Source organism: Dyella terrae, assembly GCF_022394535.1.
GTDB lineage: Bacteria > Pseudomonadota > Gammaproteobacteria > Xanthomonadales > Rhodanobacteraceae > Dyella.
On the sequence record NZ_CP089414.1, the window covers coordinates 2,126,610 to 2,151,549 of the forward strand.

A 24,940-nucleotide genomic window follows, 5' to 3' on the forward strand; every position below is an offset into this window, starting at 1 on the left:
GTGCGCGACCTTGGAACTGTGGGTGCGCGCGAGACGTTCGACAAGGCCGTCGGCACGGCGAGGGCATGCCCGAAACGAAAAAGGCCCGGGTTTCCCCGGGCCTTCTTTCTTCCATCGAAGTGGTGGACGCCTTACGGGCGGCGCGCCAGCTCCGGGTTTTCCTTGGTCTTGGGCATCAGATCCTGCTTGGACACACCCAGCCACAGCAGGATCGGGCTCGCCACGAAGATCGAGGAGAGCGTACCCACCAGGATACCGATCAACATGGTGATGGCGAAGCCGTGCACCGCCGGACCACCGAAGAAATACAGCGCAGCCATGGTGATGCCGGTGAACAGCGCGGTGATGATGGTTCGCGACAGCGTGTTGTTGATCGAGCGGTTGAGGATCTCCTCCGGCTCGGCCTTGCGGGCCAAGCGGAACAGTTCACGCACGCGGTCGAACACCACCACCTTGTCGTTGATGGAGTAACCGATCACCGCCAGCACTGAGGCAAGCACCGTCAAATCGAACTCACGCTGCATAAGCGCGAAGATGCCTACAGTGATCAGCGCGTCGTGGAGCTCGGTGGCGATAGCCGCCACGGCGAAGCGCCACTCGAAGCGGATGCCCAGGTACAGGCCGATGCCGAGCACCACCACGATGGCGGCGACAATGCCATCACTGCGCAGTTCTTCGCCAACGGCGGAGCCCACGTAGTCACGGCTCTTGAGCTTGGCATCGGGACGAGCCACCTGCAGCGCCTTGGTGACATCCTCGGCGATCTTGTCCAGGTTCACCTTGCCGCCGTCGGCTACGCCGGAGCTCGGGTCGTCCTTGGGCTGCAGGCGAATGGATACTTCCTTGGTACCGCCCAGGCTCTGCACCAGGGCGTGCTCCATGCCGCCCTTCTCCAGCGCGTCGCGGACTTCTCCGACCTGCACGGGGTTGTCGTAGTCCACCACCAGCGATACACCGCCGGTGAAGTCGAGGCCGTAGTTGAGTCCCTTCACCGCGATCAGCGTGATGGAGGCGATCATCAACAGAATCGCGATGCCCACGCTGATCTTCCTCATGCCGAGGAAGTTCACATTGGCGTTGTGGTTGAAGATTTCCATGTTGGATTCTCTTTATGGAAGTCCATTTCCAAGAGCGCGGCCATCCATGGCCGCACTTCTCATTAGGTGCTTAGACCGACAGCGTCTTGAGCTTGCGATGGCCGTGGATCAGCGCGGTGATCGCGTGCGTCACGGTGACCGAGGTGAACATCGAGGTCAAAATACCGATCAGCAGCGTCACGCCGAAGCCCTTGATCGGGCCCGAGCCCATCGTGGTCAGCGCTAGTGCGGCGATCAGGTGGGTGACGTTGGCGTCGAGAATGGTGGCCCATGCCTTGTCGTAACCGGCACGGATCGCGGCATGTGGCGACGAACCATTGCGCAGTTCTTATCGTATGCGTTCGCAGATCAGCACGTTCGCGTCGATCGCCATACCCAACGTCAGCACGATACCGGCAATGCCCGGCATGGTAAGCGTGACGCCGATGGCCGACATCACGGCGATCAGGATGACGAGGTTGAAGAACAGCGCCACGTCGGCCACGAGACCGAAGAGCTTGTAGTAGAGCGCGGCGGCAAGCAGCACCAGGGCGAGACCCAGGGTCACTGCGCGCAGGCCCTTGCTGATGTTGTCCTGGCCAAGGCTGGGACCGATCACGCGCTCCTCGACGATGTCGACCGCTGCGGCGAGCGAGCCACCCTTGAGCAGCAACGCCAACTCGGAGGCTTCCTTCGGACTGCGCAAGCCGGTGGTCTGGAAGTTCTTGCCGAACACGCCATTGATGGTGGCGTAGTTGATTACTTCTTCCGTGACCTTCGGCGTGCGCACTTCCTTGCCATCGACCATCTTGGTGTCGACCACGCGCTCGACATACACCACGCCCATCGGCTTGCCGACGTTGCCGGTGGTGAAGTCCAGCATCTTCTTGGCGCCTGCGGCGTTCAGCGTGACCGACACGGCGGGCGAACCGCTCTGCTGGTCGAACGTGGACGACGCATCCACCAGCTGGTCGCCGGTGACGATGATGTTCTTGCTGAGCAGGTACGGACGACCGTCGCGATCCTTGTAGAGGCGTGCGTCGGGCGGAACGATGCCGGTGCGGGCAGCGTCGATGGCCTGCTGCGGCGTACCGTAGCCCGAGCGGTATTCCAGCGTGGCCACGGCACCGATGAGCTTCTTGGCCTCGGCCGTGTCCTGCACGCCGGCCAGCTCGACCACGATGCGGCTGTCGCCCTGCTGCTGGATGATCGGCTCGGACACGCCCAGCGCATTGATACGGTTGCGCAGGGTGCCAAGGTTCTGGCGAATCGTGTTCAGCGACAGCTCGCGCAGCTTGTCCGGGCGCACCACGGCGTTGAGCGGGAAGCGGTCGCCAGTGGTGCTGCCATCCGTCACGGTGAGGTCGGGATAATCCGCCGTGATCGCGGTGGCGGCAGCAGCACGGTCTTCCGCGGACTTCAGCACCACGGACACACCCTGCCCACGCTGCGAGTTGCGCACCACCGACTCGTAGCGAATGTTCTTTTCGCGCAGCAGACTGCGGATGTCGTCCGCATAGCGCGCTTCCTGCTTGTCAACCACGTCGTCCAGATCGACCTGCATGAGGAAGTGCACGCCGCCCTGCAAGTCCAGGCCCAACGGCATCGACTTCGCGCCGATGGCGTTCAGCCAGTGCGGTACGGTGGACTTGAGGTTGAACGCCACGGTGTAGTCGTCGCCCAACGCAGCCTTGATCGCGTCAGCGGCGCTCTTCTGCACGTCGGGGTTGGCGAAGCTGGCAAGCAAATGGTCGCCATTGAGCTCAATGCCAGTATTGGTGACGTTCGCCTTCTGCAGCGCGTCGGATACCTTCTGCTCAAGCGCCTGGTCGACCGTGCCATTACGGTTGGCCGTGATCTGCACGGCAGGCACCGGCAGGAACACATTGGGCAACGCGTAGACAATGCCGAGCGCCAATACGATGGCGACCAGCGCATATTTCCAGCGTGGAAAATCACTCATGCCTTGAATCCGTCAAAAGCCGCGGCTGAGGCAGCCGCGGCGAGCAATGCTTCGTATGGACCGGGGCCCCTCCGCCCCGGCAAGTCGTCAGGACGACTTCAGCGTGCCCTTGGGCAGGACCTGCTGCACGGCGCCCTTCTGCAGCTTGATCTTCACGTTCGGCGCGATTTCGACCGTGACGAAGCTCTCACCGATCTCTTCCACGCGGCCGGCAATGCCGCCGTTCGTGACCACTTCGTCACCCTTGGCCAGACCGGAGAGCAGCGCGCGATGCTCCTTTTGGCGCTTCATCTGCGGGCGGATCATGACGAAGAACATGACCACCAACAGCAGGATCGGCAAAGCCAGGCCCATCAAGGGATTGCCCTGGGCACCGGCTGCGGGAGCGGCCTGAGCCAGCAGGAACGACATCGGAAGATTCATCAGCTTGTCTCGCAAGTGGCGGTATTGACAGACATTTCTGACAACACCTGATAAAAGATCGTGGATTATGCCACGCGCCCCCGGACCCTGCATGCGCTGCAAGGCCCACCCGACGAAGGTTCTGGCGTCGGCATGGGCGGATTCCAAGGGGCTGGACCGGTATCGGCCCTGATGGCCCCCGCACGCTCCCATCGGCGTCATCCCGGCGCAGGCCGGGATCCAGTAGCGACGACGGTGGGTTGTCGCCTAAATGCTGGACACCTTTCGCGACAACCGGCCACGATGGCAACTGGATTCCGGCCTGCGCCGGAATGACGAGCTTGAGGCCTCGTTTCAATCAGGCTGTCTGGCGGTCAAGCCGCCACGCCCCCAGCCCTGCGCGCATAGAACTCAGCCACGAAGTCGTCCAGCTTGCCGGCAGCAATCGCGTCACGCAGACCAGCCATCAGGCGCTGGTAGTGACGCAGGTTGTGCATGGTGGCGAGTTGGCTGCCGAGGATTTCATTGCAGCGATCCAGGTGGCGCAGGTAGGCCCGGCTGAAGCCGTTGCTGCAGGCGTAGCAATCGCAGCCTTCCTCGATGACGCGGGTGTCCAGCGCGTACTTGGCATTGCGGATGCGCAACGTGCCTTCGGCGGTGAACAGGAACCCGTTGCGCGCGTTGCGGGTCGGCATCACGCAGTCAAACATATCGATGCCGCGGCGCACCGCTTCCACGATGTCCTCGGGACGGCCCACGCCCATCAGGTAGCGCGGCTTGTCGGCCGGCAGCAGGGGCACGGTGAAATCCAGCGCGTGATTGCGTTCCGCCTCGGGCTCGCCCACGGCAAGCCCGCCCACCGCATAACCGTCGAAGCCGATGTTGATCAACCCCTCGGCCGAGCGCTGGCGCAGGTTCTCGTACACGCTGCCCTGCACGATGCCGAACAAGGCATTGGGATTTTTCAGATCGTCGAAGGCGCGGCGTGAACGCTCGGCCCAACGCAGGCTGAGCTCCATGGAGGTGGACGCCACTTTTTCCGTCGCGGGATACGGCGTGCACTCGTCGAAGATCATCGCGACGTCCGAATCGAGCACCTTCTGGATGCGCATCGATTCTTCCGGCGACAGGAACACCTTCGAGCCATCTACCGGTGAGGCAAACGCCACACCCTCCTCTGTGATCTTGCGCTTGTGCGCCAGCGAGAAGACCTGGAAGCCACCGGAGTCCGTCAGGATCGGCTTGTCCCAGCCGATGAATTTGTGCAGGCCGCCGAACTGCTCCACCACCTCAAGGCCGGGGCGCAGGAACAGATGGAAGGTGTTGCCCAGGATGATCTCGGCGCCGACCTCGCGGATATCCCGCGGCGTCATCGCCTTCACGGAGCCATAGGTGCCGACCGGCATGAAGGCCGGTGTTTCCACCGTGCCGCGGTCAAAGACGAGACGGCCGCGACGGGCCGCGCCGTCGGTGGCCTGGAGTTCGAAAGTCATGGAGGTCATAAGGGGAATTATCGCTTGTCCGGCGATTTCGTGCTTCAAGGGGCGTTGTCGTTGTTGTCTTCGTCCTGGCGAAGGCCAACGATATGGCTTGATTGTCGCGTTACCGCGACCTGGCCGCCTGCGCGGCGGGCGTTTCGACCTCCTGCCGGAGGCCGAGTCACTTTTCTTTGCTTGCCCAAAGAAAAGTAACCCGAAGAAAGGGCACCCCCACTTGGCGCTGGCCGGCTATGCCGGCCAGTTCGTGAGGGGTGGCCGGGCTTTTCGACAGGGCTCCTGCCCTGGCGAAAAGGGATCGGCATCCTTGCCGATCCCCCCTGCGGGCCTTTTCGTCCACCCCTCACCGCCGCACAGGGGGCCCGAAGGTCAAAAGCGCCGAGCCGAAGGCTCGTGCAGCTTCGCGGCACATCGCATTGCGGCAGGTCGCGTTACTCCTGCCCTGAGAGCGGAAAGCCAGTACACAAAGCCAAGGCAGAAGAGAAAGACGATGCCGTTCCGTAGCGAGCGATCCCCAGCGGTCGGGAAGCGTAGCGAAGCCTGCTTTAAGTCCTCTCCGCCACGGCGCGTTGCGAAGCGCTCCGATGTACCCGCTGTGTAGCGGCGAAGGTTGCCAAACAGGACGATTCCTCACCCGTTCGGGCTTATCCCCACGCAATGCAGAGCTCCTCAGCGTATCGGTGCGTTGCGGTGTAGCAGTATCGTCCAATAAGGAGATCGCCTGCTGCTGAATACCTCGAACTCCAAGGCTCGTATTCAACACTATGCTGCCGGAGCTTTAGAGGCCATTTTCTTTGGGTTACTTTTCTTTTGGGCCAGCAAATGAGGTTCTATATATACTTTCTATGTCGCTCAAGGATGACCCATGCAGGACGCACGAAACATCAAGGTCTATAGCTACTTACGCTTCAGTGATGCCCGGCAGGCAGCCGGCAGCAGCGCCGATCGACAAACCCAATACGCGGCCGCTTGGGCCATGCAGCGCCAACTTCCGCTGGATCAATCGCTCTCCCTCCGGGATGAGGGGCTCAGTGCCTATCACCAGCGCCATGTGAAGCAAGGCGCGTTGGGGACTTTCCTGCAAGCGGTCGGTGACGGGCGGATTCACGCCGGGTCTGTCCTGGTCGTGGAGAGCCTCGATCGCCTTAGTCGCGCCGAGCCCCTCCAGGCCCAGGCGCAGCTGGCCCAAATCATCAACGCAGGGATCACGGTGGTGACTGCCAGTGATGGCCGGGAGTACAACCGAGAGCGCCTCAAGGCCAATCCCATGGATTTGGTCTATAGCCTGCTGGTGATGATCCGCGCGCACGAAGAAAGCGACACCAAGAGCAAACGGGTCAAAGCAGCGATCCGCCGCCAGTGCGAGCAGTGGCTGGCCGGCACCTATCGGGGCCGTATCCGCCACGGGCAGGACCCTCAGTGGCTTCGGTGGGAAGACGGTGCATGGCACCTGATTCCGGAGCGGGTCGCGGCGGTGCAACAGGCCATCGAATGGTTTCGGGCCGGCCACGGCGCCACCACTATTGTCGATCGCCTCCAGGCGGTCGGCTTGTCCATTTCTCACCGTGGCTCGTCGGTATCGCATTTGTACAAGCTCTTTCGCCTGCCCGCCCTCCAGGGCGTCAAAACGCTGTCGATCGATGAGACCGCGTATGCGCTAACGGCGTACTACCCACCGATCCTCCGCACCGAGGCCTTCGACGAACTTCAGGTACTCATCCGCCAACGCGGACGGCGCAAGGGCAAGGGGGATATCCCCGGCATGATCACCGGCATGCGCCTCACCACCTGCGGGTACTGCGGATCAGCGATGGTGGCGCAGAACCTTATGCGTCGGAAGCGGGATGCACAGGGCCAGGTCCAAGACACGTATCGCCGTCTGGCCTGCAGCTCCGGTACCACACACCGTCGGTGTCCGGTCGGCGGCAGCACCAGCGTCGCGCCGATTGAGCGGGCGCTGCTCGACTTCTGTTCGGACCAAATGAATCTGCATGCCCTGGTCGACCCGGCCGCCGTCCATGAGCCGGCTCGGCAAAAGCTGGCTATCGCCAAAGCCCGCGCCGCGGACGTGGAAACACAGTTGGGGCGCTTGACCGACGCTTTGTTGCACGACGAGGGGGCCGCTCCCGCCATCCTCGTGCGTAAGGTGCGCGAATTGGAAGACGCGCTGGAGCCGTTAAAGCGCGAGGTGGTTCAAGCAGAACACGAGCTGGCGACGGTATCCCGGAAAGCGCCAGTCGCCGCGGACGCCTGGCGTGCCGTGGTCACGCGCGTGAAGCAGCAGGAGGCTGACGCCCGTCTTCAGGCACGCCAGCTTATCGCCGATACCTTCGCCCGGCTGGTGGTGTATCACCGCGGGGTCGAGCCGAGCGACGGCGCCGACACGGCGCTCGACTTGGTGCTCGTCCCGCATGGCGGCCCCTCGCGGGTGCTACGCATCGACCGCAAGACCGGGGCATGGCTTGCTACGGAAGACGCGATTGGAGCCCAACCACGCAGCACGGACAATGGTCGGCTATCCCAATAGAGAAGAGCGCGCCTAGTGCATGGATTTGAGGCCTTTCGACTAGCGAGAAGCAAGGACCTACAAAGCATCTCGAAAGCCACAAGAGGCGAGATGGAAGCCGATGAGCTGCTCTCCGAAGCCTTCTTTCTCGCGATGGAGATCGCGGAAAAAACGCGCCATTCTCTCAACCTCAATTTGGCTTCCGATCAGGAGCTCCTTCTTCGGTGGCTCAATGCCAAATTTGTCCGTTTCGCCGACAAGACAATGCGGCACAGCGTCAAGCTGGACGAGGGATGGGACGATGATGGGGACGATTGGAGCAGAGGTACGAGGCTAGCCAATGCGCTAACGGCTCCGGCCACTTATGACCCCCTCAATCATCAAGTGATGGTTGAAGATGATCAGCAACAGATGAGCGCAGTAGAAGCTAGCTATACCGAAGCTGCCGCCTACACGATCCTACTGATCGACCGAAGCTGGGACTTTAAGAGGCTTGCGGATGATCTCCATCTTGGCCGAACAAAAACTCTCCGAGCCAGAGTCGCGCGCGCGGCTGACAAAGCGCTCTGGCAATCTTCCTTGTTCGACGGTATCGAGCGCATAGATCCCCAGTTCATGCCCACTCGCTCTCGTGGCACCAAACGGGCTCTGACGGCCCTTCGCCATTGGTTCGCGCGATGGAAGATGTCACCGAGCACCATCTAACGCCCCATAAGCGGCGTTGGTCGCAACCGGCCGAACCAAAAAGCGGACCTGATCTAACATCCCTCCCCCTGTGACGTTGCCTCAAAGTGTCTGCTCCGGGTCGGAAGCGGTCACTCGAACCGAATCGTCACACGTCGGGATTCTGCTGCCAATCGTTCTAGGGCGGCACAGAATCGGCCATCATCAATAGTTCGCAGTTGATCGAAACTCACCAGTCGGATCGCACATTCCCCCGGCCAACCCGGGCCGCCTCCAAGGATGGCGTCACGGAAGGCATCCAAGTTGCGGCCAAAGCTTGCAGCACCCTCGGGCTTGACAGCGTCCAAATAGGCCTGCCAGAACGACGCCTCGCTTGCGAGGCCAGCGCATTCAACAACGATATCCATACTCCCCCTTTCGTTCCTTCGAACTTCCGCTGCGGGTCGAAAGCGGACTCATTAGATGAGCGCAGTATCTAGGTGTCGCTCAAGGTCCGCACCATCCACGGGCTTTCCCGCGACAAGAAGGACTCGACCTTTCCTCTGGACCTGCAAGGTCACCTCAGGACGGTCGCCCGGGTACTTCCTCAACCGAAGATCAAGCGCGTCTTCAGTCTCTGAGACAGAAATCAGGTCCCAGAGCTTGCCGGTTAGGTCGAACAGGATTCGCTCTCCGGAAATGTCCGCGAATCTTGGCGCGTAGACCCAGTGGCTCATCCGCATCTCGTGCGGCTCGACACTGACCTCGACCTCCCCACCCCAGTAAGTCTTAACCCGATCCATAGCGCCTCTCTACCCCTGATGTCCACCGAATCCGTTAGGTCTGCTTTGGGTCGGAAGCGGACATTGCGTACCCGGAAAGCCTATAGGTGGACCAAGCTCCGATCCATCCCCCTCCGGCACTAGGTAAGACCATGATCACGCGTGCAGAACGCCATCTACCCGCGTGACGCAAGCTCCTCCAACCCAAATCCGTCCATCTGATGCTTGTACGTGGATGCGCCCTTTTCTCCCCAAGGCAGTGCCTTGGGCAATGGTGAACGATGCCGGTCCCATGCCAGTCTCGATCAGCCAACGGGCGATCCCTGCGTTGAGACTTCCGGTGGCAGGATCCTCCGGCATCGCATCCCCTCCCACGAAAGCACGCACTTCGTAAGCCGCATCGCCTCGCGATGGCGCAATTAGGCCAATAGGAAGTGCGTGCAGCGAAGCGAGGTCCGGCTTTAGCGCAAGAAGCCGTGCATCATTGTTCAACATAAGCGCCAACCATCCAGCCCCGTTATCAACCCACTCAGCGTGCCGGACCTCGCTCCTTTGCAAACCAAAGGCGATGAGAATGCGCTCTACCAATGCCCCGTCGACGGCACCAGAACGCACGAGTGAAGGTGCCTCAAATGCCAAGGCGCGATCTGATATGCGTACAGGAACGAGCCCGATGGCGCATTCCTGCATCACTTGCGTATCGCGGGGCACACCACCAGCCGACAACCAAGCATGACACGTGCCGAGCGTGGGGTGCCCGGCGAATGGCATTTCGCGCAGCGAGGAGAAGAATCGGACGCGATAATCAGCACGCGGGTCGGTCGGCTCCAAAAGGAAGCAGGTTTCACTAAGGTTGGTCCAGCGTGCAAGAGCTGCCATGTCCTCGTCGGAAAAGTCATCTGCGCCATGTACCACGGCAACTGGATTACCCATGAAGGGTTCGCCAGAAAAGACGTCGATCTGGCTGAAACGCTTTGTTCGCATGCAGGTTTCGTCCTCGTGCTGAATGGATACCTAGAAAAGACTTTGTAGCCAAAAATGCCAGCTTCCAGGGCGAGGAATGATGCCTTCTCGCCCCAGCATAGGCACGCTCGCGCGTCATCGAGAAGACCTAAAACCCCGAACACGGTAGGTCGCAAAAAGGGCTTGGAGCGAGCTGCGTTCCGATGACCAAAGGCGACCTACCCGACTTGCCCCATTGTCCAGCTCATCTGGGCCACCTGCTCGATCAACCCAATAAACCAGCGTATGCCAACATCCCCCTGCTGCGCGGCTTTCCATAGCGTGCTGACCTGATGTTTCGGCGCCTCAAATGGCAGTGGGCTGATGCTCAAGCCAAGACTGCGAATCCAGATATAGGCGATATCGTCGAGCACCAAGAGCAGCGCGGATTGTTACACGCGATGACCTAAGCCCCCTCACTCGTCGCCAACAATGAGCATGTCGCCGGGAGAGCGTTCACCGTAGGGCAGTCAATTGCCAAGTCGAGGAAGTCCGCTTCGGGTCGGAAGCGGACCTTCGGTGTTTCGCCTCACTGAGGATCTGCGCGCTCTCGGCAGCTACGTGAGCGGCAACTTTTCGAGACGCATACAGAGCAGCATGGCCATTCCAAGAATGGCGTATGCGGCAAAGAAGGCGGCTAACGCCGCGGCAAGGCCCCATGTCGGATAGATGACCGCCGAGCACACAATCACACAGGCCAAAACCACCAACCCGGCTAGCGTGTTCTGTTCGACAAGCAAGCGCGACTGCCTTTTGCAGTCACCGCAACGGTACGGCCACCTCCGCGTTGCCAAAACGAGGCGGACTGCGTTCGCGCGAACGCCACAGTGTGGACAAGTATTCATATCGATGTGCCGCCGATCACGCCCTCTCCCTGCGCTGACTTGGGTAAACCTATCAGAATGACAATGTCCGCTCCGGGTCGGAAGCGGACCATGCAACAACATCAACCGCCTTCTCCCTGTTCCTCAGGCGGCCCAAATGCAGCGTAGGCGGCGATGAGAGGAACAGTCCCTGCGAGAAGCGAATAGAACGTCAGCTGATGCCATAGGGCCAATCCCGAAATCACGTATAGGATGGCCATTGCCAGCGACAGAAGGAAACCAAGAAGCGGACGCCGCTTAAGGCACATGATTGTGGCAACGCCCAAGAACCCACATGCCACCCAAACAACATGCGCAATGGTCGCCTCGCCCCTCATGCGCTGTATGACTGGCGTCGAGTTGAAAATGTGAAAGGCCAGATCGAGTCCGATCGCGAAAGGGCCTATGGACATCACGCCCACTAGCCACTGCGCTATCCATCTTGCCGAAGCTGCTGATCCCCTCATTTACCCCTTCCCTTATAGTCCATTCGTTCGCCCCGGCCATCCTAGTGCCATGTCCGCTTCGTGTCGGAAGCGGACCTTGCAGCGCCTACCTGGTAGCCCCGAATCTTGGGTCTTTGGCCAAAGCTTGTGCAAGCTCGGTCCATGCGCCCTCCAAGACCTGCCCATCGCTTTGAACGCAGACATCCGCAGCAACGCGGGTGGTAGCAACAAAAGTCTGGAACGCCGCGGAAGACAGCGCCGTGAGACTGATAAACATCATGCCCTCATGGTCATAGGGACGATATGCATCCGCGAATTCCGCTTCGTCAGGATTTGCCATTGCCCCACGTATCTCTTCAACCAAATGGTCAAAGGCCGTCGAACTCAACGGCACGCCAGCACCGTCTGAAATTAAGATTGTCCCAGCCATTTATCCCCCCCCGATTGCTTCCGACCTATGTCCGCTATGGGTCGAAAGCGGACCTAGCGAAATCTCTTTGAACTACTCAAGGAACTGAGCTGGTTCGCTGAAACGACCAGACTCGCTCAATCACCAGTCGCCCCTTGGCTTCGTTACCCCAGAACTCGCCGGCAGGCCTTGGCGTATAGGTCCCCTCGACGTCCACGTCAAACTCGACCAACGGGTGCGAGATCATATGCTCGTGAGTCGTATCGTTAAAGCGAGCAACGCTCGGGTCCACTGGATCGTTCATTTGAACGCCTTCTTGTATGACCAATCCTTTGCACCCGGGGTCATCGAGATAAGCGCCATGTCGAAGATCGGTGACGTAGTGTGCCTTGATGTGAATACGGGCCACCATGGTAGGCCCACCGTTATGCAACAACTCGCAGACCGAGACAGGCGCCTCATTGCCTCTGGACGCGTGATCGCTCGCAAGCGAATGCGATGCCGTTGCAGCCAGTAGAAGGCTGACCCCAAAACCAAAAGACGCATACCGCATGCCACCCTCCCGATACATTGCCCTGCCGAGACCCTGGTTCGAGGTCCGCTATGGGTCGATAGCCGACATTAGCGTGCGCTCTACTGACTACGGTAGTCGCCTGACTCCAAGCGCAATCAGCCTCGCCTTGCAGGCAGCCGCAAGCCCCTCATGGTCCATTAAAAGGTCATAGTCGCGACCATTGGACCTGTAACCGATGACCTCGCCGTCCATGACGTAGTCGTCGACGGTCAGCCCAGCGCCAAACAAGTAAGCATCGATCTCCTGCTCAGTCTGAGGGACGTCCATTTCTTCTCCTTTGTGACGTCCGCTGTGGGTCGGAAGCGGACCTTCCCTGCGTGCCAAAGAACCGAAAAAGGCGCCAGGGACAATTTCTGAGACCGTTGGTAGAAGACAGGACAGGTCGTTTCGCTGTTGTGCGAACGGCCGGACGCCCACCAGGCCCTACAAATTGTCCCCGACACCATTTTTCTTTGGTATCCCTAGGCGCCAAGCCGCCGACTTACGCGCTGCACTTGGCTCAGTGTCGCCGCTGGAGCCGCCTGCGTGATTTGGCCATAATCTTGCCCTAACTTCTGTAGGGCATACCGCGTACCCACCCCTAACGTTGGAGGTTCGCATCATGACTCTGAAGAGGACAGCCCGTATCGCGGGTCTATGGTATCTGGGCTTCACCCTAGGGCCGTTCTACCTACTCTATGTCCCGTCGCGGACGATCGTGCGCAATGACGCTGCTGCTACGGCGGCCCGTGTACTCGGCCACGAGACCCTATTCCGCTGGGGCATGCTCGCCGAGACGCTGGGCGCGGCCATTTTCCTCGGACTGAGCTTGGCGCTCTATCGCCTTTTCGAAGGTGTGGACCGCCACCGCGCGCGACAATTGGTTGCTCTGGTCCTCGTTTCGTCCTCGCTTGGCCTGGTGACAGTGGTCTTCAATGCGGCCGCGCTTCTCGTTCTTCGCGGTGGCGACCCCTTTGGGGCCTTCGATGACCACACACGCGCGGCTATCGGGATGCTTTTGATCCGGATGCATGGGCAAGCGATTGGCATCAACCAAGTGTTCTGGGGATTGTGGTTGCTGCCTTTTGGATCGTTGGTCGTGAGCTCACGTTTCTTGCCGCGTTGGCTCGGCTACTGGCTCTTGCTTGACGGTGTTGCATGGGTGGCCTTAAGCGTGACCTGGTTCCTCGCCCCGAATTACCAGGACGATCTCTTCCTCTATCTCCAGCCTGTGTTTCTGGCCGAGCTTGCCGCCATGCTCTGGCTCCTGATCGTGGGTGTGAGGGAACGGCGCCCTCTTGCCACAACGAATGCGTAGCAAGAATGTCCGCTTCGGGTCGGAAGCGGACGATTCAATCAATCTCAAGATTCGGGTTGTCGTTCAAAACCCACCGAAAGCGAACCTTAAAGTCGTCGACACACTGCTGGCAGACCCAGTGCCGCATATCCGATGTACACCACCCCACATGCAATTCGCCAGGCAGGCCGAGCTTCGCGAACTTGGCCCAACAGAGTGCGCAATGGTCATGATCGTCACGGACGGAGGCCGGAGCCCATTCGCGACGTGTAAGCGTGACGCCGATTAGGTGATCCGCCTGATCGGTGAGCCAGCTGTCATCCTTCTCGGCCATGTTTTCCCTTTTGAAGTCTGTCCGCTTCGGGTCGGAAGCGGACGTTGCTTTGAAAGCGCGCAGCTCAAGGCCTCCCTAGTCGGGCAGGCTAACCACCGGCTTGAAGCCGCCAAAGATCATGCGCTTGCCATCGAAAGGACAGTCAGCGGCGGCTTCCATGCGCGGATCTTGCATAAATTTCGCCATGCCGGCGTCGCGAGCGGCCTTGTCGGGCCATTCAACCCAGGAGAACACCACGGATTCATCCTGCTTAGCCTGCACGGCGCGGCGGAAATCGGTGAGCTTGCCGTCGGGCACGTCGTCGCCCCAGCACTCCACCACCCGGATGGCGCCAAACTCCAGGAAAATGGCGTCGAAAGTACGGGCGTGCGCGATGAACTGTTCGCGATTGGCGTTGGGTACCGCGATCACGAAACCATCGATGTAGGACATGATTGTCTCCTTGGCGTGAAGGGTGGCCGGTATGGTCACCTTCATGCGTGCGACGAATGAGCGCCGGCAGGATCGACACGGGCCTCTTGAGAAGCTGTCGGATGTCCGCGTTGGGTCGGAAGCGGACCTTCTCAGCATAAGCGACGAAGCTGATCGCTGAGCCTGAGCCGCAGCTTGCAGAATGGCGCCGTCATGCACGCCGTCAAAGTCCAATGCTCTCGAGATGGACGCGGACGCGACTGGCCGCCCCTCGGTCAGCGATATGGCTAGATCACTGAATACTCTTGCCCACTTGTCCCAGGTCTCTTGCCGCCATCCGTCATGAGTGGCGCTTTCCGGCATAGGACCAAATAGCTCCTCTGCCAGTGCCTTCGCCTGCTGACTTGCCTGTTCAACCGTCGAGTCCATGTGCGCCCCTGTTACTTCCACGCTTACGACAATTTGTAAGGTCCGCTGCGGGCCGGAAGCGAGCCTTAGCAATATCAGAACGGCGGCCGAAGTGCACTTTCTAAGCCAATGCGGAAATCGAAAAGTGCACTCGCATCCCCAGTTTTGTTTGGTCACTGGATCGCGCAGGCGGGGTTCTTCGCTGTGACACCCTTAGAAGCCTCTCTCTGTTGGGCCCTGAGCGCTCGCCAAACGGTCATCTTGTAGTCGAGGTCACCGCACTTCGAGTGCATGGCCACGTACTCGGCCAAGGCTCGCCGATCCGCAGGCGCCAGCGATTTGATCAGCTGCTTGGCGTTTTCTGGCCGGTCAATCTCTGCGAGCGGCATGTCCCACGCGGTACTACAACCAGCGAGAGCCGTGGCAAAGATCACTGCGGCGAGAAGAAGGGTTTTATTCTTCATGGCGTCCTTGCCCGTTGTTGGATTGTCGATGCGGTTTCTTCTTCAGTAGGCCGGGGGCCGCGCGAACTTTTTAGGCCGATCCGGAAATCGAAAAGTGCACTCTTACCCCGGTTTTGATGATGTCCGCTATGGGTCGAAAGCGGACCTTGCACCAGATCATCAGACCAGGGATGACGCGCGCATCCCAAGCTGAGGCAGGGCGTAGAGAGAAATCTGGCCGTGCCTCCATTACCCACATGGAGATCGGTAGCTGCTCAGTTCGACGCGCCTACTTGGATATCGAAGCGACCTATGGGGTAGGTGCGGACGTCATTGTCAACGGTAAAGGGGATTCGATTGACTGTTCCATCGATATGAAGATGGACGATATTTGCGTCAACCCGGGAATTGTCTGCTGCAACTACTAGGTAAGCCACGTCCGATTGATTGAATTGCACGTCGAGGGAGAGGCTTAGTGGCGTGATCCCTGACGCCTTATGGAATTCATAGCGCTTGGTCAACGGATGAACCATTTCGCCAGACGACGAAAGACCGAAGGCGACCGGCACCATCAACCGCTTATCCATGCCAAAGCAAGCGCAATAAGATGTGACGGTAAATGCCTTCAACTGCATCTGTTCCGGTTCAACCCGAAAAACCTTGTAGTACGAGGCAAATTGCGGCAGCTGCAAAACACTGTCGCCAGCATCGATCCGGCTACTGCCCTTGCCTTGGCTAAGGCCGATTGCGCCAGAGGTGACTGGTACGGCCGAAGCAGAGCTTGTGGAAGGTGAGCCGCCCATTTTGGACATATAGGTCGATCCGGGTGGGACGCTCCCGCAACCTGCCAACAAAACCACGAGCGCCATCGGCAAAACAAGACGTGTCATAACCCCCCCCTCCAATCATCAAATTTCGCGTTTGATCCCCCAGAGACCAAAGGTGCGGCTCTCACTAATAAATCATGCCAATCGAGTGGCACCGTGACAATGGGATCTTGATAAAGCGCGGGCAGCCGCCATCGCCGACCCAAAGGCCGCGCTGAAAAAAGTTGGTTTCGAAGTTCAACCGCAGGGCAATTGATTAAGTGGCGCTTGCCTCGCGCCACAGATCGGAACCGGAGTGCACCTTGCCTCAGGTCTGCCATGGGTCGAAAGCAGACTCATCGCCCCACCCGCAGCGCAGACATCAGTCCGTCCACTCAGCGCAAGAGCCTGCGTTCATGACGTCACTGATGACTACGAACTGCACTGGAAACGAGCATCACACCCGTCGAAAAAACCTGCGCATCCACATGAATCGCGAAATCATACGTCATAGCTCTTGATCCATGGCTTGCACCCACGAATCGATCTATGCTCGCGCAGCCGCGCTATGCGGCCAACGATGGAGTAGTTGCTCATGAGTCAACTAAGCGTCGATACGGAAGTGACCCCAACGATTCGCCCCCTGGCTCGCCTCACTGCCACCGCCTTCAGCGAAGAGTGGGCAGCGCCTGAGAAAGGCCACTTCCTCACCATGATAACGATGACGTCAACCATCCCTTCTCCGGCGGATGGTGGTCTGGATTACGATCGTCCGTGACGTTGATCGGTTGATTCAATGCGCCTTGGTACCAAGGCGCATTGTCACCATGGGAGATAGCCTTCATGACACGGACAGTCCACATACTTGCCTTTGAAGACGATCCGCACGCCGCTGCATTGCGCTGGGCGCTTGAACGCATGGACGTAACCGTTGAGCTTAGTTCTGGACTGGCGCAATGGCAGAAGCAGGACGTCGCCGTCGAGATAGGGCCCGGACACATAGGGCTGCGCGGCACGAGCGATGTGCCTGTCTCGGTATGGAATCGCCGCCCACAAGCACCGAAGTCCAAGCCAGGCTTGCCGGAGGATCAGGCGTTCCTTGCCGGCGAGTGGCGCACTTTTCATGAAAACCTGGTTGCGACGGCACCGCAACTGCTGCCTTCGTTCTGGGTCAACGCACCAGACGCTGCCTGGCGTGCCGAGAACAAGCTGTTGCAACTGGTAGCAGCGCGTGAGGTCGGGATGTCGTTTCCCGACACGGTGATGGGCACCAGCGCGGGCGCAGTACGACGTCTGGCTCAAGGTGGCCGCGTCGTGTTCAAGGCATTCCGTCCGCACGCATGGAAAGAAGAGGGTGGGCTTAGCGCGGCGACCACCATCCTGGATAACGACCATTTACCCGATGCGCAGGTTATCGAGTTTTGCCCGGGCATCTATCAGCGCTATGTAGAGAAGACTGCCGATATTCGCGTCACGGTGGCCGGCAATCGAATGTTGGCCGTGCGCTTGCTGGGACATTCCGGAAGCGCCTACGTCGATTGGCGGATTCATGTGCTCGACAAGGACTTCTTCGCCGAGCGGATCACGCTGCCTGTTGCACTGGAGCAGCGTATTCAGGCCTTGATGGCGTCGCTTGGCTTGGTCTTCGGTTGCCTCGACTTTGTGGTCGATGCCAACGGTGACTATCAGTTTCTGGAAGTCAATCAGGCCGGCCAGTTCTTGTTCCTGGAAGACATGGTTCCGGACATAGGAGTCATGCGCATGGTGGCTTCGTTCTTGGCTGCGGGAACACGCGACTATTCGGTGGGCCAGGATCCGACGCTCACCATGGCAGCGTTCCGCGCAAGCGAGATCTACGTCGCTTTGGCACGTCGACTACACATGGATGAGGCTTCGATTGCCTAATTTGGTCTGCGCACAGCAAAGCGTGCGATTGTCCTTGGCGAGTTCTTTCCAATGTCCGCTTCGGGTCGGAAGCAGACGCTAGATCTAGGCGTGCACTAACCACATCTGCTCGATACCCAACCGCCACTTGTCAAACTAACCCGGTATTGAACCGGGTGGCTTTCAGAAAGAAAGACAACTGCGCTTAACACGCCATCCCTGCAAAACCACACTTCACGAGAGGCACCACCCCCCGACATGTCTTGTCGCCAGCCACTGGTAGTCAGTCGCTCTCGATAGAACTGAGCAACGTCACTCGGATCCCGTTCGGAAGCATAGTTCTGTTCCGCCGTTGCGATAGTTATCCGGTCAACCAGTTTCGGCCCACCCACAAGCCAAGTGCTTGGCGGCACAGGGAGAGACGCTAATGTTGCCCTCAAGGCACCCACTGAGGCTTGGGTGTACCTGGACCCGCCAGTCCGCGCTTGCCAAAACGAATAGGCGGCAACCACGCATACAGTAGCAAGAACTAGTCTGCTGATGAGCGGACTCACGTTACTGTTCAACCGCACACCCCCTATTTCGTTCGCTAATACCTAGCACCGCAAAGGTCCGCCATGGGTCGGAAGCGGGCGTTCGTTCACTGATCACCCCTGCCGAGAATGCAGGCAGTTCAGATCAAATTGACGAAGCCAAATATCAGCGCGGCCACACCAATCAAGACCCCTATCCAGCCGTGAATAACTGCGTCCCTTCCGGAGTACGTGGTGACGCGCCCACCCTTGCTCCTGGTTCGAAGCTCGCGTTTTAGCACGCCTTTCGCACCGCTCACCAAGGCGATGATGCCGAAGACGAGCCAGAACCAGCCATCATCTCTATTGAAAAATTGAGCGCTGATAGCTTCCATCTCCTTTTCGAATCGTCGTCGCCGTCCAGCTCGGAACTGTCCGCTTTGGGTCGGAAGCTGTCATTGCTGGCTCGGAAGCCCCGCCCACCTGAAACATGCGCCATTTAGGCCTGCGTACCAACTTCTTCGCAACTTGACGCCGAAAAGCAGAACCGTCTTCCCGGAACCAACAAATGTGGAGTGTGGCGCTCCCACCACACGGCGGCCGTTGGCGAATGTGCCCGCAGCGATTCAATCGCTGTCAGCACGTCGACCGCGTAGGCTACTGAAGGCTGCTCGACGACGAGAATACCCATTAGCCGCTTGATACGAGTCAGTAGGCCACGGGCTTTGCCGAGCACTCCCTGGGTGATCCAAATACCGGGTTGTGGACCCTTGGTCTCTGCAAGCGGTAGAACCACGCCAACCCAAGCGGAACGGATTTGTTCAGGCGCCTCACCAGGGGGCATCGCGATGATGCGTATGTACCTCATGGAAGATCCCATCCTCGCACGCCAAAAAAGATAAGAGTGCCGTTAGTTCACGATGTCCGACTTGGGTCGGAAGCAGGCACTTAGCGATGAACTGAAACAGTGATCTTTGGTGCAGCCATCGATGCCACTTCGATCGTGTGATTCAGGCAGTAGATCCCCCAGTGCACAAATGGCCCGGGGAAGTCCGCCGATGCAAAGGTCACCTTCGCTAAGTAGTCGAGATATACGGACTTCGTGTATCGAACGAAAAGACGCCCCTCACCCTCCGACTCCTTAGGCTCTGGGATGTGAAAGCTCTCGTTCTGGACGGCGTAACCGATGTAGCTCTCCCAAACGATCTCAAAGATGCGGCATCCGGGTCCGTGGAGAATAGGTTTCGCCTCAGAGAGCGGCCCTGCCAGCAAGCCCAAGACTTCAAGCGGCTCTGTCGCCTGATTAAGCAGAAGGTCACTCGTGGCTTCTAGTATGACAAGGCGGAGGCAATTGTCCTCGGGCTCTGAAATGGAGCCGAGATATAGGTATTTGGCCGACCGAACGGCTTCAATCTGAGCGTCCACGTCAATCAACTTGCCAACTCCTTGATCTTTACTGGGACGTCCGCTTCGGGTCGAAAGCAGACCTAAGCCACCACGAAAACTATCCCGACTTTCGCTAGGGAAGTACTTTCCGAACGTCTAGCCGGTTGACCGGAAACTAGTCTTGCAAAGCGCCAATATTAAGATAGGTGATCTCAGATCGATCATTGAAGTTGACGACCAATCTCTTTCCGGAGCTCTGGAAGAGATATTTGCTATCAAACTTATCGAACTCTGTGGGCGGACCAAGAAGCGTGTGCACCTGCCCCTGGTTCATGTCCTTCTTTAGCCCAAACGGCAAGTCGCCTGAAAAGGCAGAAAAGCCCTGCACAGCCTGAACAAACACCTGGGCAGCAAGCACGCGGTCATTCTCAATCAACAGGTCCAGCCCCCTGCTCCTTGAGCCAATGTATCGACGAAAAGGCGGGTCCTCTTCGACCTCATCCAAAGAATAGTCCTGAATCACGCTGCGGGTATCGGCCGAACTCTCGTCCAATCCAATCAGATCTTCGATGTTGTGTGCCATTAGTTCCAAACTCCAAGCTTGGTGAAAAAGAGGCAATGACACCTTGCTTTGTCGACAATTGCTGGAAAAGTGCAGGATTTGCCTAAATTTGATGTTGCGATGGTTCGTTGCGCGCAACCAGAAAAATACTTGCTGCAATCAGGCCGACGGAAAAACCCTACCTACCTGTGGTGCGAATGTCTGCTATGGGTCGTTAGCGGACATATCACCCTACGGTAACGAGGTAGCCTTTTAGGATCGCTCGCTTCCACCCTTTGCCGTCCATGCATTGCAGGATATTGTCCTCGACGCCCTCCATTGGCGTGTACCAGTGTGACGATCGCTCCAACTGGTCCACGCATATCTTGAGGCTTGCATCAGCCGCCCCATTGCCGCAAACGGCTTGCGCGACAGGTAACGGCGCATTCTTCGGCGCCCAGCACAACGTTGCATTAGGGGCTTCCAGCATGTGCGGCTTCACCCGGACATATGGGTTGAGCTGGCTGCAACCCGCGGCCATGACGGCGATGGGCAATGAGGCCAGCAACCTGCCTATCTGGAGACGACGTTCCCTATTGGTTTGGACCATCCCTATCTTCCCTCTTTCCAGTCGCACACGACCATTTCGATAGCGCTGCATGTCCGCTGTGGGTCGGACGCGGACTCTTTCGAAATACGAATGTACCGACCGACTTACACATTGGCTCCTGGCCCTGATATGGCCAGATGACAAGAGAATCGTCGCAGGGACTTCCCCTCAAACTTACCCTCGGTAATAACCATTTGACCGCGCTCGACGAAGCCGTTCCGCTGCAGAACCTGTGCGGAGCCAACGTTTGCCACGAGGCAATGGCACAGCAGCGCCTTGAGCTTCAGTTCGACCCTCGCGTACTCCTTCACGATTCCCACGGCCGAGGTAGCGATGCCCTGGCCGTGAAAAGGAGCGGCCACCCAATAGTCCAGGTTCGCGCGCCCCAGCTCACGATTGATGTCATTGATGCTCAAGACACCCCGGAACACCTGATTCTCGGTTACAGCGAAGACCATGGCCTTTCCCTTGGCTATGCGATCTAAGACATGTTCATACCAACGGATGGCGCCATCGGCTGGATAGGGATCAGGCACATAGCTCATCGCACTGATCCTGGGGTCGGACGCGTATCTCTGGACATCCTCCAAGTGGCTTTCAGCGATGGGAATGAGCAAAGGCATGAGCGAGGCCATCCATGAGTTCGTGAAGGTTCGTTCGGTATAGGGCAATGTCCGTTTTGGGTCGGAAGCCGACGTCACTTAGGCATGCTCGAAGAAACCTCCAAGCAGCATAGTGACCAATGACCCATTCAGGAATCAATGTCTCGCGCGATAGGCTGGCCTCGGTAGGGCAAGCGCGGTGACCGGGCATGACACCGTCCAGTCGGTTTGAGCTTTCATTGCGAGCTCTGCACTATGTCGGTTGTCTTCTTGATAATGGAGAAGAACGGAGATGGAGATGCGCAAGGCGTCGAACGTCGTAGCACTCATGGCATTGACCTGGTTCGCCATACTGCTAGCGCACTGCCCGCCGGCCTTGGCACAAACGCAATCTGATGGCTTTCAATTCCTTGGAAAGCCCGGGCCTCACTCCGTCGGACTAAAGGTCGTCCACCAGTACGATCGCTCCAGGGCATTTGGGTCGACAACCGGCGGGAACGGCGACTCATCAATCGGCACTGCGGGGCCACGTCCTATTCAGACGCTCATTTGGTATCCCGCGTCTGCCAGTGACGGCAAGCCGATAACCGTTGGCAACTATGCGCAACTCTCACGATCAGAGATCCATTTCGACCGACCCGACAAGAGCAACGCATGGCTGGAGAAGCTAGCCGCATATGCCGATGTGGCGCTGCTGGCAAAAATCGATGCACCGATGGCAAAGGGACGCTTTCCGCTGGTTGTATACGCGCCAGGCCAATCGTCCGTCGCCTGGGACAATGCGGACATTTGCGAGTATCTGGCGAGCCACGGATATGTCGTTGTTGCCAGCCCATCCCTGGGTAAATCGACGCGGGATGCGGATGACAATCTTGATGACATCGAAGCGGAAGCCACCGACATTTCATTTTTGATCACCTACGCATCAACGTTGGTGGGCGTCGATTCATCCAAAGTCGCTGTCGCCGGGTGGAGTTGGGGAGGTATCTCCAACCTCTTTGCCGCATCACGCGACAACCGAATTAAGGCATTGATCGCCCTCGATGGAAGCATGCGTTACTACCCCGGACTTATTAAGCAATCGGGAGAGATTCATCCCGAACGCATGACCATACCCCTGATGTTCTTCACTCGGGGGAATCTGTCCCTTGAAGATTGGAGTCGTTATTCCACCTCTCAAAATGAGGGGCCCAGCGTACTCAACGCTTGGACGCGGGGAGATCTTTGGACAATCCACATGCTTGGCATGTCACATCCGCAGTTCTCATCGATGTACCAACGAGCCAGCTCACAGCAGAAATTTGACGACAATCGAATGGATGACTACGACCGACACGATGTCAATGTCAGCTATGCATGGGTCGCGCGTTACACGCTCGGTTTCTTGAACGCCTATCTCAAAAGCGATGCTGCTGAACGGTCTTTTCTCAGTGGCACACCCGTTGAGCACGGCGCGCCGCAGCATTTTATGACCGTCGATTTCCGCGCAGCGCAAAGCAAGCACTAATCGGCTTCGAAACTCGTCGTTTTCTCTAGCTTGCGGCTTTGGTCCGCTTCGGGTCGGAAGCGGACTCCACAAGTCACGATGTCACCGTCGACCATCCCTAACTTTCGCATCCCCAACCGACGGCCTGACCCCCGAGGGAATCTGCCTCAATTGCCAGTAGATACTCATAGTCGGAAATGCGCTCATGTGTGGGGATCATGTAAGGATGAGCTTGTACCAGCCAAAACGGCTCGCTGTCCTCGTCGTCCCCACTGAAAGACACCTTCTGCCCGCGCTTGAGCAGCGCGACAGCGAACTTCAACGCGGCATCTTCCGTTGGAAAAATGATAGAGAACGCAATCTCGCGTGGCACTGATAGGTCGTCCCCGTCTGCGGCCATCTGCCGAAGCATCGCGCCATTCGCATCGTCAGGGAAGGTCGGTTCATCATTCATTTGCAAGCTCCTGGCCCCTGGGCGCCGCCAGTACTTCGGCTCATGAGCCCGACCTGATGGTGATTGGACCTCATACAAATCCGTCCGGAAAATCGGGTAACTATCTGACCATCGCCCAGAGGAATCGAAAGCTGATTTCGAGGTAACGGCGAACCCTACTGCCCCCACCGGGCGTACTCTATTCCATGTCCGTTGGCCCCCGGGAGACCACCATGGACTACAACGCGGAAAAGATCGATGAGGCAGCTCTGGCGCTGCTGTACCTCACGCTTCACGACACACGGATGGTCTGGAAAGGTATGGACTGGGAGGTGACAGGGCGCCTCTTCGCAAAGGGACTCATCTGGGAGCCGGTGAACAAGCACAAGCAGATGACCCTGACGGGCGAAGGCCTCCTGGCGGCGGAGGCGACGTCTCGGCGGCTATTCTCTAGGCAACCCTGACGCGGCGTGAGTCGGGCCTCCGGTTTCCTTCCGAGCTGCGCGTCACTCGACTGAGCGATCGCCACCGGCTCCGCATGGTTCAAACCTCCGTTTCCTCTGACAGTGCCAGGGCGTCCTCCACCTCGATGCCCAGATAACGAACGGTGCTCTCGAGTTTGGTGTGGCCCAACAGGAGCTGGATCGCCCGTAAGTTGTGGGTTCGGCGATAGATGAGGGTCGGCTTCGTTCGCCTCATCGAGTGGGTTCCGTAGTCGGACGGCTGGAGGCCAGCACTCGCCACCCAGCGTTTTACAATGCGCGCGTACTGTCGGGTGGACAGGTGGGTCCCGGGTCGTTGCCGACTTGGGAATAGGAAGTCTTCTCGCCTCAAGCCTTTTCGGTTGATCCAGTCCATGACGGCGCGCCGGGTCTGTTCGGTGAGCTCGAATTGGACCGTTTTGCCTGTTTTGCGCTGGAGGATCTGGGCCCTGGCCCCGAGGCCACCCTCTCGGGCCAGATCGCAGACCCTGATGGCGACCAGATCGCACCCGCGAAGCTTGCTATCGATCGCCAGATTGAACATGGCCAAGTCCCGGACGCGTCGCTGCAGCTGAAGCCGGACCCTTACTCCAAAAATGTCCCGAAGCTTGAGTGGCAACTTCTGCCCAATGATCCTTCCTCGGTTCCATGGGATCAGCGGACGGCCATTTGGTTGCATGAACATGGCGATACTCCCGGGCGTTTTGAAGAGTTGCCATACTGCGCACCGGGGAATCTAGGGAACGTCTGCTACCGACCCGAAGCGGACATTATGGGTATGCTCAAAGTGGGACAGGGAAGGGGCAAATATGAGCGACGTACCCGAAGCGTTGTCGAACTTACACGACGCAACGCTGACCTCGATTGAGTTCGAGTGGAGTGCGCGCCGATGCACGCTCCGCTTTCATGGGGCGCCAGATCAGGACTTGCAACGTCCGTTTTCGATTGCCTTCGACGACGTTACCGAGATGAGCATCCCCGCCGAACGGCCCTGGGGACCATCTCAGGCATTGTTGGAAGTGGACTGCGTAGAGCCAGGCAAGTACGTACTGGTCATGCAATCTGGCGACGAAATTTGGGTGGCCGCTGGTAAGGAACCGGTTCGCACCATAGAAAGTGGATGATTCTGCTGCCTTGTACGAAT

The 24,940-nt window shown here is 58.7% G+C and carries 29 protein-coding genes and 1 pseudogene; 8 read left to right on the plus strand and 22 right to left on the minus strand.

The window, feature by feature from the left end; all coding sequences use genetic code 11:
• Positions 1-131: 131 nt before the first annotated feature.
• From secF to tgt, 4 genes and pseudogenes are all read right to left on the minus strand, one after another.
• Positions 132-1,097: a protein translocase subunit SecF gene (secF, locus tag DYST_RS09055; RefSeq protein WP_102301320.1), complete on the minus strand. Its 966-nt coding sequence runs from the start codon at positions 1,095-1,097 to the stop codon at positions 132-134.
• A gap of 70 nt (positions 1,098-1,167) precedes the next feature.
• Positions 1,168-3,039 (minus strand): annotated as a pseudogene (gene secD / locus DYST_RS09060) (protein translocase subunit SecD).
• Between the two features lie 87 nt (positions 3,040-3,126).
• Entirely contained in the window at positions 3,127-3,462 is a 336-nt protein-coding gene (gene yajC / locus DYST_RS09065; protein ID WP_102301318.1) for a preprotein translocase subunit YajC, read from the minus strand.
• A 353-nt stretch (positions 3,463-3,815) separates the two neighbouring features.
• Entirely contained in the window at positions 3,816-4,943 is a 1,128-nt protein-coding gene (gene tgt / locus DYST_RS09070) for a tRNA guanosine(34) transglycosylase Tgt (protein ID WP_239951415.1), read from the minus strand.
• Positions 4,944-5,802: 859 nt separating this feature from the next.
• On the opposite strand from tgt, the gene DYST_RS09075 reads away from it, so the two are divergent.
• Together DYST_RS09075 and DYST_RS09080 are read left to right on the plus strand one after the other, a co-directional pair.
• Complete coding sequence (locus tag DYST_RS09075) at positions 5,803-7,464, plus strand: recombinase family protein (protein WP_239951416.1); 1,662 nt, start codon at positions 5,803-5,805, stop codon at positions 7,462-7,464.
• A 90-nt stretch (positions 7,465-7,554) separates the two neighbouring features.
• Complete coding sequence (locus DYST_RS09080; protein WP_239951418.1) at positions 7,555-8,148, plus strand: hypothetical protein; 594 nt, start codon at positions 7,555-7,557, stop codon at positions 8,146-8,148.
• Positions 8,149-8,258: 110 nt separating this feature from the next.
• Here the strand turns inward: DYST_RS09080 and DYST_RS09085 are convergent, their stop codons facing one another.
• The 7 genes from DYST_RS09085 to DYST_RS09115 all read right to left on the minus strand — a co-directional run bounded on the left by DYST_RS09085 (position 8,259) and on the right by DYST_RS09115 (position 12,449).
• Positions 8,259-8,534 (minus strand): barstar family protein, encoded by a 276-nt coding sequence (locus tag DYST_RS09085; RefSeq protein ID WP_239951420.1) that lies wholly within the window; start codon positions 8,532-8,534, stop codon positions 8,259-8,261.
• A gap of 51 nt (positions 8,535-8,585) precedes the next feature.
• Positions 8,586-8,909 carry a hypothetical protein gene (locus DYST_RS09090; protein WP_239951421.1) on the minus strand — a complete coding sequence of 108 codons (324 nt, stop codon included), beginning with the start codon at positions 8,907-8,909 and terminating at the stop codon, positions 8,586-8,588.
• A 135-nt stretch (positions 8,910-9,044) separates the two neighbouring features.
• Positions 9,045-9,872 (minus strand): PhzF family phenazine biosynthesis protein, encoded by an 828-nt coding sequence (locus DYST_RS09095; RefSeq protein ID WP_239951423.1) that lies wholly within the window; start codon positions 9,870-9,872, stop codon positions 9,045-9,047.
• A 197-nt stretch (positions 9,873-10,069) separates the two neighbouring features.
• On the minus strand, positions 10,070-10,264 hold the full coding sequence (locus DYST_RS09100) for a hypothetical protein (RefSeq protein ID WP_239951425.1): 195 nt from the start codon (positions 10,262-10,264) through the stop codon (positions 10,070-10,072).
• A gap of 1,041 nt (positions 10,265-11,305) precedes the next feature.
• The gene (locus DYST_RS09105; RefSeq protein WP_239951427.1) at positions 11,306-11,629 is read right to left on the minus strand and encodes a hypothetical protein; all 324 of its coding nucleotides are present in this window, start codon (positions 11,627-11,629) and stop codon (positions 11,306-11,308) included.
• Positions 11,630-11,705: 76 nt separating this feature from the next.
• Positions 11,706-12,020, minus strand: coding sequence for a hypothetical protein (locus DYST_RS09110; RefSeq protein ID WP_239951428.1), 315 nt, complete (start codon positions 12,018-12,020; stop codon positions 11,706-11,708).
• Positions 12,021-12,248: 228 nt separating this feature from the next.
• Positions 12,249-12,449 (minus strand): hypothetical protein, encoded by a 201-nt coding sequence (locus DYST_RS09115; RefSeq protein WP_239951430.1) that lies wholly within the window; start codon positions 12,447-12,449, stop codon positions 12,249-12,251.
• 334 nt (positions 12,450-12,783) lie between these two features.
• On the opposite strand from DYST_RS09115, the gene DYST_RS09120 reads away from it, so the two are divergent.
• Positions 12,784-13,479, plus strand: a complete 696-nt coding sequence (locus DYST_RS09120; protein WP_239951432.1) for a DUF4386 domain-containing protein — start codon at positions 12,784-12,786, stop codon at positions 13,477-13,479.
• A 34-nt stretch (positions 13,480-13,513) separates the two neighbouring features.
• Here DYST_RS09120 and DYST_RS09125 read toward each other — a convergent pair whose 3' ends face one another.
• From DYST_RS09125 to DYST_RS09140, 4 genes are all read right to left on the minus strand, one after another.
• A complete protein-coding gene (locus DYST_RS09125; protein ID WP_239947297.1) occupies positions 13,514-13,792 on the minus strand; it encodes a hypothetical protein in 279 nt (92 codons plus the stop codon).
• A 75-nt stretch (positions 13,793-13,867) separates the two neighbouring features.
• Positions 13,868-14,224, minus strand: coding sequence for a DUF1428 domain-containing protein (locus tag DYST_RS09130; protein ID WP_239951435.1), 357 nt, complete (start codon positions 14,222-14,224; stop codon positions 13,868-13,870).
• Positions 14,225-14,784: 560 nt separating this feature from the next.
• Positions 14,785-15,075 (minus strand): hypothetical protein, encoded by a 291-nt coding sequence (locus tag DYST_RS09135; RefSeq protein WP_239951437.1) that lies wholly within the window; start codon positions 15,073-15,075, stop codon positions 14,785-14,787.
• A gap of 254 nt (positions 15,076-15,329) precedes the next feature.
• Positions 15,330-15,944 (minus strand): hypothetical protein, encoded by a 615-nt coding sequence (locus DYST_RS09140; RefSeq protein ID WP_239951438.1) that lies wholly within the window; start codon positions 15,942-15,944, stop codon positions 15,330-15,332.
• Between the two features lie 511 nt (positions 15,945-16,455).
• On the opposite strand from DYST_RS09140, the gene DYST_RS09145 reads away from it, so the two are divergent.
• Complete coding sequence (locus tag DYST_RS09145) at positions 16,456-16,638, plus strand: hypothetical protein (protein WP_239951440.1); 183 nt, start codon at positions 16,456-16,458, stop codon at positions 16,636-16,638.
• Positions 16,639-16,703: 65 nt separating this feature from the next.
• Positions 16,704-17,765, plus strand: a complete 1,062-nt coding sequence (locus DYST_RS09150) for a hypothetical protein (protein WP_239951442.1) — start codon at positions 16,704-16,706, stop codon at positions 17,763-17,765.
• A gap of 652 nt (positions 17,766-18,417) precedes the next feature.
• Here the strand turns inward: DYST_RS09150 and DYST_RS09155 are convergent.
• The 5 genes from DYST_RS09155 to DYST_RS09175 form a co-directional block, all read right to left on the minus strand.
• On the minus strand, positions 18,418-18,651 hold the full coding sequence (locus DYST_RS09155; RefSeq protein WP_239951444.1) for a hypothetical protein: 234 nt from the start codon (positions 18,649-18,651) through the stop codon (positions 18,418-18,420).
• 553 nt (positions 18,652-19,204) lie between these two features.
• Complete coding sequence (locus tag DYST_RS09160) at positions 19,205-19,690, minus strand: hypothetical protein (protein WP_239951445.1); 486 nt, start codon at positions 19,688-19,690, stop codon at positions 19,205-19,207.
• A 127-nt stretch (positions 19,691-19,817) separates the two neighbouring features.
• Complete coding sequence (locus DYST_RS09165; RefSeq protein WP_239951447.1) at positions 19,818-20,225, minus strand: outer membrane protein assembly factor BamE; 408 nt, start codon at positions 20,223-20,225, stop codon at positions 19,818-19,820.
• A gap of 205 nt (positions 20,226-20,430) precedes the next feature.
• Entirely contained in the window at positions 20,431-20,793 is a 363-nt protein-coding gene (locus DYST_RS09170; RefSeq protein WP_239951449.1) for a hypothetical protein, read from the minus strand.
• Between the two features lie 104 nt (positions 20,794-20,897).
• Positions 20,898-21,428 (minus strand): GNAT family N-acetyltransferase, encoded by a 531-nt coding sequence (locus DYST_RS09175; RefSeq protein ID WP_239951450.1) that lies wholly within the window; start codon positions 21,426-21,428, stop codon positions 20,898-20,900.
• Between the two features lie 265 nt (positions 21,429-21,693).
• Between DYST_RS09175 and DYST_RS09180 the strand changes: the two genes are divergently transcribed.
• Positions 21,694-22,902 (plus strand): alpha/beta fold hydrolase, encoded by a 1,209-nt coding sequence (locus tag DYST_RS09180; protein WP_239951451.1) that lies wholly within the window; start codon positions 21,694-21,696, stop codon positions 22,900-22,902.
• 97 nt (positions 22,903-22,999) lie between these two features.
• Here DYST_RS09180 and DYST_RS09185 read toward each other — a convergent pair whose 3' ends face one another.
• Positions 23,000-23,335, minus strand: a complete 336-nt coding sequence (locus tag DYST_RS09185; protein ID WP_239951452.1) for a ribonuclease E inhibitor RraB — start codon at positions 23,333-23,335, stop codon at positions 23,000-23,002.
• A gap of 212 nt (positions 23,336-23,547) precedes the next feature.
• Between DYST_RS09185 and DYST_RS09190 the strand changes: the two genes are divergently transcribed.
• A complete protein-coding gene (locus DYST_RS09190; protein WP_239951453.1) occupies positions 23,548-23,778 on the plus strand; it encodes a DUF6429 family protein in 231 nt (76 codons plus the stop codon).
• A gap of 79 nt (positions 23,779-23,857) precedes the next feature.
• On the opposite strand, the gene DYST_RS09195 is transcribed toward DYST_RS09190, so the two are convergent.
• Positions 23,858-24,481, minus strand: a complete 624-nt coding sequence (locus DYST_RS09195) for a tyrosine-type recombinase/integrase (protein WP_343214865.1) — start codon at positions 24,479-24,481, stop codon at positions 23,858-23,860.
• 124 nt (positions 24,482-24,605) lie between these two features.
• Between DYST_RS09195 and DYST_RS09200 the strand changes: the two genes are divergently transcribed.
• Entirely contained in the window at positions 24,606-24,920 is a 315-nt protein-coding gene (locus DYST_RS09200) for a hypothetical protein (protein ID WP_239951455.1), read from the plus strand.
• Positions 24,921-24,940 lie beyond the last annotated feature (20 nt).

Coding starts and splice junctions, on each gene's coding strand:
- secF (WP_102301320.1), bottom strand. CDS start 1,097: ATGGAAATCTTCAACCACAACGCCAATGTGAACTTCCTCGGCATGAGG.
- yajC (WP_102301318.1), bottom strand. CDS start 3,462: ATGAATCTTCCGATGTCGTTCCTGCTGGCTCAGGCCGCTCCCGCAGCC.
- tgt (WP_239951415.1), bottom strand. CDS start 4,943: ATGACCTCCATGACTTTCGAACTCCAGGCCACCGACGGCGCGGCCCGT.
- DYST_RS09075 (WP_239951416.1), top strand. CDS start 5,803: ATGCAGGACGCACGAAACATCAAGGTCTATAGCTACTTACGCTTCAGT.
- DYST_RS09080 (WP_239951418.1), top strand. CDS start 7,555: ATGGAAGCCGATGAGCTGCTCTCCGAAGCCTTCTTTCTCGCGATGGAG.
- DYST_RS09085 (WP_239951420.1), bottom strand. CDS start 8,534: ATGGATATCGTTGTTGAATGCGCTGGCCTCGCAAGCGAGGCGTCGTTC.
- DYST_RS09090 (WP_239951421.1), bottom strand. CDS start 8,909: ATGGATCGGGTTAAGACTTACTGGGGTGGGGAGGTCGAGGTCAGTGTC.
- DYST_RS09095 (WP_239951423.1), bottom strand. CDS start 9,872: ATGCGAACAAAGCGTTTCAGCCAGATCGACGTCTTTTCTGGCGAACCC.
- DYST_RS09105 (WP_239951427.1), bottom strand. CDS start 11,629: ATGGCTGGGACAATCTTAATTTCAGACGGTGCTGGCGTGCCGTTGAGT.
- DYST_RS09110 (WP_239951428.1), bottom strand. CDS start 12,020: ATGGTGGCCCGTATTCACATCAAGGCACACTACGTCACCGATCTTCGA.
- DYST_RS09115 (WP_239951430.1), bottom strand. CDS start 12,449: ATGGACGTCCCTCAGACTGAGCAGGAGATCGATGCTTACTTGTTTGGC.
- DYST_RS09120 (WP_239951432.1), top strand. CDS start 12,784: ATGACTCTGAAGAGGACAGCCCGTATCGCGGGTCTATGGTATCTGGGC.
- DYST_RS09125 (WP_239947297.1), bottom strand. CDS start 13,792: ATGGCCGAGAAGGATGACAGCTGGCTCACCGATCAGGCGGATCACCTA.
- DYST_RS09130 (WP_239951435.1), bottom strand. CDS start 14,224: ATGTCCTACATCGATGGTTTCGTGATCGCGGTACCCAACGCCAATCGC.
- DYST_RS09135 (WP_239951437.1), bottom strand. CDS start 15,075: ATGAAGAATAAAACCCTTCTTCTCGCCGCAGTGATCTTTGCCACGGCT.
- DYST_RS09140 (WP_239951438.1), bottom strand. CDS start 15,944: ATGACACGTCTTGTTTTGCCGATGGCGCTCGTGGTTTTGTTGGCAGGT.
- DYST_RS09145 (WP_239951440.1), top strand. CDS start 16,456: ATGAGTCAACTAAGCGTCGATACGGAAGTGACCCCAACGATTCGCCCC.
- DYST_RS09150 (WP_239951442.1), top strand. CDS start 16,704: ATGACACGGACAGTCCACATACTTGCCTTTGAAGACGATCCGCACGCC.
- DYST_RS09155 (WP_239951444.1), bottom strand. CDS start 18,651: ATGGAAGCTATCAGCGCTCAATTTTTCAATAGAGATGATGGCTGGTTC.
- DYST_RS09165 (WP_239951447.1), bottom strand. CDS start 20,225: ATGGCACACAACATCGAAGATCTGATTGGATTGGACGAGAGTTCGGCC.
- DYST_RS09170 (WP_239951449.1), bottom strand. CDS start 20,793: ATGGTCCAAACCAATAGGGAACGTCGTCTCCAGATAGGCAGGTTGCTG.
- DYST_RS09175 (WP_239951450.1), bottom strand. CDS start 21,428: ATGGCCTCGCTCATGCCTTTGCTCATTCCCATCGCTGAAAGCCACTTG.
- DYST_RS09180 (WP_239951451.1), top strand. CDS start 21,694: ATGCGCAAGGCGTCGAACGTCGTAGCACTCATGGCATTGACCTGGTTC.
- DYST_RS09185 (WP_239951452.1), bottom strand. CDS start 23,335: ATGAATGATGAACCGACCTTCCCTGACGATGCGAATGGCGCGATGCTT.
- DYST_RS09190 (WP_239951453.1), top strand. CDS start 23,548: ATGGACTACAACGCGGAAAAGATCGATGAGGCAGCTCTGGCGCTGCTG.
- DYST_RS09195 (WP_343214865.1), bottom strand. CDS start 24,481: ATGTTCATGCAACCAAATGGCCGTCCGCTGATCCCATGGAACCGAGGA.
- DYST_RS09200 (WP_239951455.1), top strand. CDS start 24,606: ATGAGCGACGTACCCGAAGCGTTGTCGAACTTACACGACGCAACGCTG.